Genomic DNA, 10382 nt, shown 5'->3' with positions numbered 1-10382 from the left:
GGGGGGCGTCCACACACCCCATCCAACCACCGACGGGGCCCGGGGGGGGGGCGGGGGGGGGGGGCGCCGCCCCCCCCCCCCCCACCACCGGGATCGTGCTGGGCGTCAGCCCGCTTCGACCTGCAGGAGGTCGGCGATGGTGCCCTGCGGCGCACCCTGGATGACGCCGGTCGAGGCCCCGCTCTGCAGGCCCTTGATCACGTCGGCCGGGGCGGCACCCTGGTTGGCTTCGAGGAACAGCGCACCGGCGCCGGCCACGTGCGGGCTGGCCATCGAGGTGCCGTCCATCGCCTCGGTGCCGCCGCCGGGGACGGTGGAGGTGATGTCGACGCCGGGGGCGTAGCCCTCGACGGTGGCGCCGAAGTTGGTGAACTCGGCGGAGGTGTCGGTCTCGTCGGAGGCCGCCGTGGTGAACACGCCCTCGGCGCTGGCCGGGGAGACGTTCTCGGCGTCCTGCGACTCGTTGCCCGCGGCGACCGCGAGGAACACGCCCTTGTCGACCAGGCCGGTGGCGGCCTCGTCGAGCGCCGGGTCCTTGCTGCCGCCGAGCGACATGTTCGCCACGGACGGGCCGTTCGCGTTCTCCGCGACCCAGTCGAGGCCGGCGATGATGTCGTCGGTGGTGCCGCTGCCGTCGTCGCCGAGGACCTTCACGCCGACCAGCTCGGTGCCGGGCGCGACGCCGTAGGTCTTGGAGCCGATGGTGCCCGCGGTGTGGGTGCCGTGGCCCTGGACGTCGGCACCGTCGCCACCGGTGGCGTCGAAGCCGATGGAGGCGCGGCCTTCGAAGTCGGGGTGGTCGACGGCGAGGCCGGTGTCGATGACGTAGGCGGTGACGCCCTGTCCGGTCTGGGCCGGGGTGTAGCTGTCGTCCAGCGGCAGGTCGGGCTGGTCGATCCGGTCGAGGCCCCAGGACCCGGTGGCCGCGGCGTGCGGGTTCTCCACCTGGATGCGGAAGGACTGCGAGACGCCGTCGACGGCCGGGTTGGCGCGGACGTCGTGCAGCTGCTGCGGGCTCAGGGTCGCCGAGAACCCGTTGAGGGTGTTGTTGTAGACGTGCTTGGTCTGCACGCCGAGCTCCTTGGCGACCTCGGCGGCGTTGGCGCCGTCCTTGAGGTTGACGACGAAGGAGTCGCCGGCACCGGCCGCGTTGGCCGTGTGCATGGTCAGCGGGGCCAGGTCTTCCTGCGGGGCGGCGGCGAGTGCGGGGACCGCTGCGACCACGAGCGCCGCGGCCGACAGACCGGCTCCGGCACCGAACAGCATTTTCTTCACGGGATTCCCTCCGTCACGAACCGACAAGTTTCCCGGCGGACGCACCGCCCGAGGCACTGGAGTCGATTGCTCTAATTGACTCGGATGCCAGGAACGTAACCAGCGGATCGAGCTCGAACAAAGACGTGGCTAGAACCCGCCACCCCTTCTCGACGTGCGGAGATGACGTTCAAGATCTCCATCTTGACAGTCCTCATCTGGCGTTTTCCTGAATGCTGGGAGCGATTCGGGCGAAAGTGCCGAGGGACACGTACCGGGACTTTGCCATCATTCCCACGCCGCGTGCGGCGGCTTTACTGTTCAAGCTGGGAAAGCGCGGGAAAAACGTGGAGGACGGTGGCGATGCCGCAGCTCAGCGACCACTTCCGCCAGCCCCCGCTGCCTCGCCTGCTGAAACACCGCCCGCGCGGCCGATTTCGAGCCCGCCGAGGCGCAGCCCGCCCAGCGCGCCCATCCGGAGCCCGAAAAGACCGATTCGAAGAGCCTGATCACCGTGCGCGTTCATCCGAGCCACCGTAAGTGCACGATTCCCGTCAGGTGAAACGAGGTCGTTCACCGCGAAACAGATCGGACATCCGATCGTCGCCCCCGCGCATTGCATCCGATCACATCGCCGAGCGCAATGCGCGCGCGGCTTTCAACGACGTTTGCGGAACAGCCGCAGCAGCGGGTCGTAGTAGCGGTCCGCGGCGCGCTCCTTCAACGGGATGAGCGCGTTGTCGGTGATCTGGATGTGCTCGGGGCACACGTCGGTGCAGCAGCGGGTGATGTTGCACATGCCGAGCCCGTGCTCGGTGCGCGCCTCCCCGGCGCGGTCGGTGCTGCGGGCGTCCAGCGGGTGCATGTCCAGCTCGGCCTGCCGCATCAGGAACCGCGGCCCGGAGAACGCCTCCTGGTTGTCCTCGTGGTCGCGGATCACGTGGCAGACGTCCTGGCACAGGAAGCATTCGATGCACTTGCGGAACTCCTGCGAGCGCTGCACGTCCACCTGCTGCATCCGGTACTCGCCGGGCGCGAGGCCGGGGGGCGGTTCGAACGCGGGGACCTCGCGGGCCTTGACGTAGTTGAACGAGACGTCGCACACCAGGTCCTTGATCACCGGGAAGGTGTGCAGCGGCGTCACCGTGACGATCTCGTCGGTGGCGAACGTGGACATCCGCGTCATGCACATCAGCTTCGGCTTGCCGTTGACCTCGGCGGAGCAGGAGCCGCACTTGCCCGCCTTGCAGTTCCAGCGCACCGCCAGGTCCGGGCATTCGGTGGCTTGCAGCCGGTGCACGAGGTCGAGCACGACTTCGCCCTCCTCGGCTTCGACGACGTGGTCGCGCAGCTCGCCGCCGTCGGCGTCGCCGTGCCACACGCGAAGGTGCGCCAGGTAGCTCATTCGGCCTCCTCAGCCCGCGAGTTCCTCGTCGGTGAAGTACTTGCGCAGTTCGTCGGCGGCGAACAGCTCCAGCAGGTCGGGGCGCACCGGGGGCTGGCGCTGCTCGTCGACCCGCACCCCGTCCCTGCCGAGGGAGCAGGCCAGCAGGGTGCGGCGCCATTCGGCGACCATGCCGGGGTGGTCGTCGCGGGTGTGCCCGCCGCGGCTCTCGGTGCGCTGCACGGCGGCGCGGGCCACGCATTCGCTGACCAGCAGCATGTTCCGCAGGTCGAGGGCGAGGTGCCAGCCGGGGTTGAACTGCCGGTTGCCCTCGACGGCCAGGTGCCGGGCCCGCCCGTCGAGCTCGCGCAGCCGCCGCAGCGCGTCCCGCACCTGCTCGCCGGTGCGGATGATGCCGACGAGGTCGTTCATCACCTGCTGGAGTTCGGCGTGCAGCGCGTACGGGTTCTCCGCGTCGCCCGCGGCGGGTTCGAAGGGCCGCTCCGCCCGCCGCGCCGCATCGTCCACATCGGACTCGCGCGGTGCGGGCCGTCCCGCGCCGGCCAGGTAGTCGGCGGCGCCGATGCCGGCGCGTCTGCCGAACACCAGCAGGTCGGACAGCGAGTTGCCGCCGAGCCGGTTCGAGCCGTGCATGCCGCCCGCGACCTCACCGGCCGCGAACAGCCCCGGCACCCCGGAAGCCGCGGTGTCCGGGTCGACCTCGACGCCACCCATCACGTAGTGGCAGGTGGGCCCGACCTCCATCATCTCGGCGGTGATGTCGACGTCGGCGAGCTCGCGGAACTGGTGGTGCATCGACGGCAGCCTGCGCCGGATCTCGTCGGGGCTCAGCCGGGTCGCGATGTCCAGGAACACCCCGCCGTGCTCGCTGCCACGCCCCTCTCCGATCTCGGTGTTGATGGCCCGCGCCACCTCGTCGCGCGGCAGCAGTTCCGGCGGCCTGCGGTTGTTCTCGGGGTCCTCGTACCAGCGGTCGGCCTCGTCCTCGGTGTCGGCGTAGGCGTCCTTGAACACCTCGGGGACGTGGTCGAACATGAACCGGCGGCCCGCCGCGTCGCGCAGCACTCCCCCGTCGCCGCGCACGGATTCGGTGACGAGGATGCCCTTCACGCTCGGCGGCCACACCATGCCGGTGGGGTGGAACTGCACGAACTCCATGTTGATCAGCGCGGCTCCGGCGCGCAGCGCCAGCGCGTGGCCGTCGCCGGTGTACTCCCAGGAGTTCGAGGTGACCTTGAAGGACTTGCCGATCCCGCCGGTCGCGAGCACCACGGCGGGTGCCCGGAACAGCAGGTACCGGCCGCTCTCCCGCCAGTAGCCGAACGCCCCGGCGATGCGCCCGTCCGGGGCGTCCTTGAGCAGGTCGGTGACGGTGCACTCGGGGAACACCTTCAGCCGCGCCTCGTGGTCGCCGTGCTCGGCGAAGTCGGCCTGCTGCAGGGACACGACCTTCTGCTGCAGGGTGCGGATGAGTTCCAGCCCGGTGCGGTCGCCGACGTGGGCGAGCCGCGGGTACTGGTGGCCGCCGAAGTTGCGCTGGCTGATCTTGCCGTCGGCGGTGCGGTCGAACAGCGCGCCGTAGGTCTCCAGCTCCCACACGCGTTCCGGCGCTTCCCGCGCGTGCAGCTCCGCCATCCGCCAGTTGTTGAGGAACTTCCCGCCTCGCATGGTGTCCCGGAAGTGCACCTGCCAGTCGTCGTGCGGGTTGGCGTTGCCCATGGACGCGGCGATGCCGCCTTCGGCCATCACGGTGTGCGCCTTGCCGAACAGCGATTTGCACACCACCGCCGTGCGCAGCCCGCGCTCCCGGGTTTCGATGGCCGCGCGGAGCCCCGCGCCGCCCGCGCCGATCACGATCACGTCGTAGTCGTGCTGCTCGATCCGCATCGCGGGCCCTTCAGTTGAACAGTCGGGGGTCGGGGAACGCTCCCGAGGCGAGCAGCAGCACGTACAGGTCCACCAGCGCCACCGAGATCAGCGAGGCCCACGCCAGCTGCATGTGCCGCGCGTTCATCGCGGTCACCTTCGTCCACAGCCAGTACCGCACCGGGTGCTGGGAGAAGTGGTTGATGCGGCCGCCGACGAGGTGCCTGCACGAGTGGCAGGACAGCGTGTACGCCCACAGCAGCAGCACGTTCACCACCATGAGCAGAGTGCCGAGCCCGACGCCGAACCCGCCGTCGGCACCGCGGAACGCGATGGCCGTGTCGTAGGTGAGCACGCCCGCGACGAGCAGCGCCGCGTAGAAGAAGTACCGGTGGAAGTTCTGCAGCACCAGCGGCAGCCGGGTCTCCCCGGTGTAGGTGCGGTGCGGTTCGGCGACCGCGCACGCGGGCGGCGACAGCCAGAACGAGCGGTAGTAGGCCTTGCGGTAGTAGTAGCAGGTCAGCCGGAACCCGAACACGAACGGCAGCACGAACACCGGCGGCGGCAGCAGCGGGCCCAGCGCGGGGAACGGCTGCCCCCAGTGGCTCGAACCGGGGACGCAGGCCGCGCTCAGGCACGGCGAGTAGAACGGCGCCAGGTAGTGGTGCTCGGGCACCCAGTAGGCGGTGTTCATGAAGGTGCGGATCAGGCCGTAGACCAGGAACAGCCCCAGCCCGGTGGCGGTCAGCAGCGGGGCCAGCCACCACCGGTCGGTGCGCCGGGTCCGCGGGTCCGGTGGCCCCGGCGGGTGCGCGGGTTCGGCGCCGAACGGATCGATACCGGGGAGTGCGGACATGGCTGACCTCGTCGTCGGTGTCCGGTGCGGCCTGGTGCGCCTCGATCTCGTGTCGTGCCGGGTCGTTCCGGGCGGGCCCCGGGGCGGCCGGTTCAGTGCGGTTGGCGCCCGCCGACCCCTTCGTCGTCCGCGTCGCGCCACAACGCCGGGTCGTAGGGCGTGTCCGGCACCATCACCGTTTCGCCGCCGGCCATCTCGCGGCGCGGGGCGGGCAGGGCGGACAGCTCGGCAAGGTCGATCTCGAGTCGTTCCACATCGTTGCTCAGGCGGCGCACGGCCGCAGCGTCGCCGTAGCGCGAACGGAGCATGCCCACGCTGCTGCGCAGCTGCCCCAGCACTCGCTGCACATCGGTCAGTTCGGTCGTCGAAGCCATGGGCGAGCACCTCTCGTACGGGTCGTCGCATCGACGTCTCCGAGAGTGCCCTCGGGCGCCGAATGTGACAAGGGCCACATGGTCGACTTCGGGGATTTCCCTCGACCGAGCTCCGCGGCGGACCGGATCCGGGCTCCGCGGGGAACCCGCGGTGACCGGGACGGCCTCAGCCGTCGGCGGGGTCGCGGGTGGTGGCGGTGCCGCCGGGAGCGGTGGTGTCGCGGTGGCCGGTGGTGCCCGCGACGGCGGTTCCGCGCGCGGCGCCCGCACCGGCTCGGGCCGTGGTGCCGTCCCCGGCTCAGACTGCGCCGTCGTCCCCGGTCCGAGCGGTGGTGCCGTCCCCGGCTCCGGCCGGGTCGGCGCCGTCCTCGATGTCCGGGCCGCTGGTGGTGTCCGCGCTCGCGCCGCCGACCGCGTCCCCGTCCTCGGACCGGCAGCGGTCCCGGTAGACGATGACGCCGACGACGGCGAGCACCGCGAAGGTGGGCACGAAGAACGGCACGGCCGTGATGATCGGATGGCTGGCCAGGATCTGCGTGCCCGCGAGGATCACCGCGCAGCCCTCTCCGCCGCGGCTCCGCTCTCGGTCGCTCCGGGCTCGACCGCTTCCGGCTCGATCGCCTCGGGCCGGTCGGCGCCGACGCGCCCGATGCGGTGCGCGCCCCAGCCGAGCGACAGCACGAGGGCCAGCGAGCAGGCCAGCACGACCAGCGAGGCCACCACCCACAGCCAGGACGGCACGTCCTGCTTCGTCTCGCGCTGCAGCACCTGCCACTCGGGCTGGGAGTCGCGGCTGAACTGCGCGTCGGCGGGCACGGCGGGCAGGCCGATGGCCGTGTCGGAGGGCATGTAGACGGGGATCGCGACCTGCGCCCGGCCCTGGTGGAACCGGATCATGGTCTTCCAGGTGCCGTGCAGCGGCATCGGCCGGGTGGTGCGGTAGGTGTCCGGGCCGATCGGCACCAGCCGGTCGACGTGCAGGCCGCCGCCCTGCCAGCCGGTGGTGGTGAGCCAGGTGGCGTCCTGCCCGGTGCCTGGCGGGCTCATCCGGATCACGGCCTGCGCGGTGCGGTCCTGCTGTCCGCCGCGCACGTCGGTGAGGGTGACGTCGGCGCGCACCGGCGGCGCGGTGCCGATCAGCGCGTTCGTCACGGCGAGCGCGATCACCACGAGGGCGCCGCCGAACAGCGGTGCCGAGACCTTCGGCTTCGGCGGCGCGCCGCGCAGCGCCAGCGCCAGCAGCGCGCCGAGCACGCCACCGGGGACGCCGCCCGCGACGGCCATGACGGCGCCTTCGACGGCCATGTCCGCGCTCCACGGCAGCGGGAAAGCGACCTGGGTCCAGGCGTACTCGGACGCGTAGCCGACGGTGCCGATGAGCAGGCCGGCCACCGCGCCGAGCACCAGCGGGCGCCGGACGAGGAACACCGCGGCCAGTTCGACGCAGAGCGCTTCGACGAGGTGCAGCGGGATCGCGGCGAACTCCTCGCCGATGATCGGCCCGACGAACACGGCGACGCCGCCGCGCACCAGCACGTAGAACCCGACGGCGAACAACGCCGCCCCGCGCCCGGCCCACAGCCGCCCCACGACGAGCGCGCACCCGGTCGCGACTGCGATCATGAACGGCTGGTGCACCATGCGGAACTGCTGCACGCCGTAGTCGAACTCCGCCTGGAACACGGAGAGCCCGACCAGGAGCCCGCCGACGGCCATGCCGCGGTGCACGAACCGGGACAGCGCACGCGGTTCGCCGAGGTCGGCGCGGGCCAGCCTGCCTTCGCGCTCCAGCAGCACCACGGCGACCAGGGACAGCCCGGCGCCGCCGATGAGCATCAGGTGCGTCGGCCCCCACAGGGTCACGTCCTGGCCGAAGATGCGGTGCCACACGTCGTCGAGGGGGAAGCCGAGCAGCGCGTAGAACCCGGCGCCGGCCAGCAGCACGCCGCTGATCGGGGCGTGCCAGTCGCGGGTGATGCGCACGGCGGCGCGGCCGACGGGTTCGCCCTTGGGCAGCACCACGGCGAGCATGCCCGCGGCGAACAGCCCGAACAGCCCGATGAGGATCGGGTAGTGCGCGACGTTGGCGAGCGGGCCTTCGTCGCGGCCGTGGGTGATGTGCAGGGAGATGTCCCAGTACATCCCGAGCAGCGCGGTGAGCAGCGAGATCATCGCGAGGATCTGTGGCAGCGCGACCCAGCCGGGCAACCCGCCGGGCAGCACCCGCTGGGAGCGCTCGGCGAGCCGGGCGAGCACCTCGGTGCGCCCGGTGCGGTGCCCGTAGCCGAGCAGGAGCAGCAGCAGGGTGAGCGCGGTGGCGCCGCCGGAGGCGATGAAGATCTGGTCGAGCGCGGCACCTCCCGCGGGCCGCACCTCTTGCGCCAGCAGCGTCGTCCAGGGCTGCTCTGCCGGGGTCGAGTTCATGCGGGTCATGGAACACCAGAAGCTGGACAATGTCATCCCCGAATGTGACATTGATTGTTGTCAACGGCCGGAGTGACCTCGGAAGGACCAACGCCATGACAACGACCTGGCGGCTCATCGGATGCGCGTCGACGGCGGCGGCCCTGCTGCTCTCCGGCTGCGGCGCGCCCGCCCCGCGGCCCGCGGACCGGCCCGCCGCGGAGAACGCCGCCCCCGTCGTGATCGACGCCGAAGTCGCGGGCGGGCAGGTGCGCACCGGCACCGCGCGCGTCCCGGTGCCGCTGGGCTCGCAGGTTCGCTACCAGGTGCGCAGCGACCAGCCGGACGAGGCGCACGTGCACGGCTTCGACGAGGCCGTCCAGCTCACCCCCGGGCGGGCCGGGGTCATCGAGTTCACCGCCGACATGCCCGGCGTGTTCGAGGTCGAGCTGCACCACTCCGGGTTGTCGCTGCCCAGCCTGGCAGTCCGGTGAGCACCGCGGTCCTCGCGCACGGCCTCGGCGGCCGCACCGACCTGCCGCTCAACGGCGCTGCGGCCGTCGTCGGCGGCGCGCTCGCCGTCGCCGTCTCGTTCCTCGCGCTCGTCGCGCTGTGGTCGAAGCCGTGGCTGGACCCCGAGGCGGGTCGGCCCGTGCGGTTGCCCGTGCGCCACGACCGGTTGCTCGGCACCGTGCGGATCGCCGTGCTGCTGCTGGCGGTGTTCGTGGTCGCCGTCGGCGCCTTCGGCCCGGCGGAGACGAACCGGAACCTGGCCCCGTGGGTGCTGTTCGTGACGTTCTGGGTGGGGCTCATCCCGGTGAGCGTGCTGTTCGGGCCGGTGTGGCGGGCGGTGAACCCGCTGCGCACCCTGCTGCGGCTGCTGCGGCTGGGACGCGCGCCGCGCCCGCTGCCCCCGCGGCTCGGTTACCGGGTCGCCGCCGCGTGGCTGCTCGGGTTCGTGTGGCTGGAGCTGGTCGCGCCGGACCGCGCCGATCCGCGGCTGGTGACCGCGTTGATCGTCGGCTACGCGGTGGTGAACCTGGCGGCGGCCGCCCGCTACGGTCCGGTGTGGTTCGAGCGCGGCGACGGCTTCGAGGTGTACTCGACGCTGCTGGCCCGGTTCTCCCCGCTGGGCAGGCGGGCCGACGGGACGGTGGTGCTGCGCAACCCGCTGGCCGGGCTGGTGCGCGCCGACCCGGTCCCCGGGCTCGCCGGGCTGGCGTGCGTGCTGATCGGCTCCACCGCGTTCGACGGGTTCACCCGCACCAGCTGGTGGCAGGCGCTGCGCAACGCGTCCGGGCTGCCGGACGTGCTGGTGGGCAGCGGTGGGCTGCTGGTGTGCGTCACCGGGGTGTCGGCGCTGTACTTCGGTTCGATGCGGTGGAGCGCGCGGCTGTCCGGCAGCGCCGAGCCGCCGGCCGCCCGGTTCGCCGCGACGCTGCTGCCGATCGCCGTGGGCTACGGCGTGGCGCACTACTTCTCGTTCTTCGTGATCGAGGGGCAGCAGCCGTTCATCCTGGCCGGTGATCCGTTCGGGACCGGGCTGGACCTGTTCGGCTCGGCCGGGAACGTGCCGGACTACTCGGTGCTCTCACCCGGAGTGGTGGCGATGGTACAGATCAACGCGATCGTGCTCGGCCACATCGCGAGCACCGCCGCCGCGCACGACCAGGCGCTGCGGTTGTTCGACGCGCGCGGCGCGCGGGTCGGCCAGCTGCCGGTGGTGCTGGCGATGGTGTTCCTGACCGGCGTCGGGCTACTCCTGCTGCTGTCCGGTTAGGACGGACGCGGATCAGTCGCCGCCGCCACCACCGCTGTCGCCGCCACCGCCGCCGCTGTCGCCACCGCCGCTGTCACCGCTGCCGGACCCCGAGTCGTGGTGGTGCGCACCGTGCCCGCTCGCGTCCGCGCTGTGGACCACCCAGCCCTGGTCCCCGCCGCTTCCACCGTCACCGCCGGTGCCGCGTCCGCGGGAGACCCGCCTGCCGGAACCCCGCCTGGTGGAGACCACCACGAGGACCACCACGACCGCTGAGACCAGCACGACCAACGCCACGGCCACGACCGCCGCCTCCTCGTTCCCACTCCGGTCCGCTTCTCCGGTTCGAGCGGACCGACCGGAAGTTACCAGCGCGCACCGGCGGCGGGGCCGTTTCCGGGAAACCTGCCCGGAACGCCGCGCTCAGCCGTTCCCCCCACCGCCCCCACCGTCGCCACCGCAACC

10 protein-coding genes are annotated in these 10382 nt (G+C 72.1%); 2 read left to right on the top strand and 8 right to left on the bottom strand.

The features are described from left to right. Positions 1 to 105: 105 nt before the first annotated feature. The 7 genes from LCD35_RS18125 to LCD35_RS18095 all read right to left on the bottom strand — a co-directional run bounded on the left by LCD35_RS18125 (position 106) and on the right by LCD35_RS18095 (position 8179). Positions 106 to 1266 carry a S8 family peptidase gene (locus tag LCD35_RS18125; RefSeq protein WP_224959010.1) on the bottom strand — a complete coding sequence of 387 codons (1161 nt, stop codon included), beginning with the start codon at positions 1264 to 1266 and terminating at the stop codon, positions 106 to 108. A 646-nt stretch (positions 1267 to 1912) separates the two neighbouring features. Further along, positions 1913 to 2659, bottom strand: a complete 747-nt coding sequence (locus tag LCD35_RS18120) for a succinate dehydrogenase/fumarate reductase iron-sulfur subunit (RefSeq protein WP_224959008.1) — start codon at positions 2657 to 2659, stop codon at positions 1913 to 1915. Between the two features lie 9 nt (positions 2660 to 2668). Further along, positions 2669 to 4546, bottom strand: a complete 1878-nt coding sequence (locus tag LCD35_RS18115) for a fumarate reductase/succinate dehydrogenase flavoprotein subunit (RefSeq protein ID WP_225044508.1) — start codon at positions 4544 to 4546, stop codon at positions 2669 to 2671. 10 nt (positions 4547 to 4556) lie between these two features. Beyond that, positions 4557 to 5381, bottom strand: coding sequence for a hypothetical protein (locus tag LCD35_RS18110; protein WP_224959006.1), 825 nt, complete (start codon positions 5379 to 5381; stop codon positions 4557 to 4559). Between the two features lie 92 nt (positions 5382 to 5473). Then, positions 5474 to 5755 (bottom strand): hypothetical protein, encoded by a 282-nt coding sequence (locus LCD35_RS18105; RefSeq protein WP_224959004.1) that lies wholly within the window; start codon positions 5753 to 5755, stop codon positions 5474 to 5476. Between the two features lie 298 nt (positions 5756 to 6053). After that, positions 6054 to 6308: a hypothetical protein gene (locus LCD35_RS18100; protein ID WP_224959001.1), complete on the bottom strand. Its 255-nt coding sequence runs from the start codon at positions 6306 to 6308 to the stop codon at positions 6054 to 6056. Continuing rightward, the gene (locus LCD35_RS18095; RefSeq protein WP_225044507.1) at positions 6305 to 8179 is read right to left on the bottom strand and encodes a hypothetical protein; all 1875 of its coding nucleotides are present in this window, start codon (positions 8177 to 8179) and stop codon (positions 6305 to 6307) included. Before LCD35_RS18095 ends, LCD35_RS18100 begins: the two co-directional genes overlap by 4 nt. A 95-nt stretch (positions 8180 to 8274) precedes the next feature. On the opposite strand from LCD35_RS18095, the gene LCD35_RS18090 reads away from it, so the two are divergent. Then, complete coding sequence (locus tag LCD35_RS18090) at positions 8275 to 8652, top strand: hypothetical protein (protein ID WP_224977960.1); 378 nt, start codon at positions 8275 to 8277, stop codon at positions 8650 to 8652. Beyond that, positions 8649 to 9938 (top strand): hypothetical protein, encoded by a 1290-nt coding sequence (locus tag LCD35_RS18085; protein WP_224968710.1) that lies wholly within the window; start codon positions 8649 to 8651, stop codon positions 9936 to 9938. Before LCD35_RS18090 ends, LCD35_RS18085 begins: the two co-directional genes overlap by 4 nt. Before the next feature lie 12 nt (positions 9939 to 9950). Here LCD35_RS18085 and LCD35_RS30010 read toward each other — a convergent pair whose 3' ends face one another. After that, complete coding sequence (locus LCD35_RS30010) at positions 9951 to 10220, bottom strand: hypothetical protein (RefSeq protein ID WP_255615167.1); 270 nt, start codon at positions 10218 to 10220, stop codon at positions 9951 to 9953. Between the last annotated feature and the right edge of the window lie 162 nt (positions 10221 to 10382).

It is taken from the genome of Saccharopolyspora sp. 6V (assembly GCF_020176785.1).
Lineage (GTDB): Bacteria > Actinomycetota > Actinomycetes > Mycobacteriales > Pseudonocardiaceae > Saccharopolyspora_C > Saccharopolyspora_C gregorii.
The sequence above is the reverse complement of the archived record's forward strand: the minus strand, read 5'-3'. Positions and strand labels throughout refer to the sequence as shown.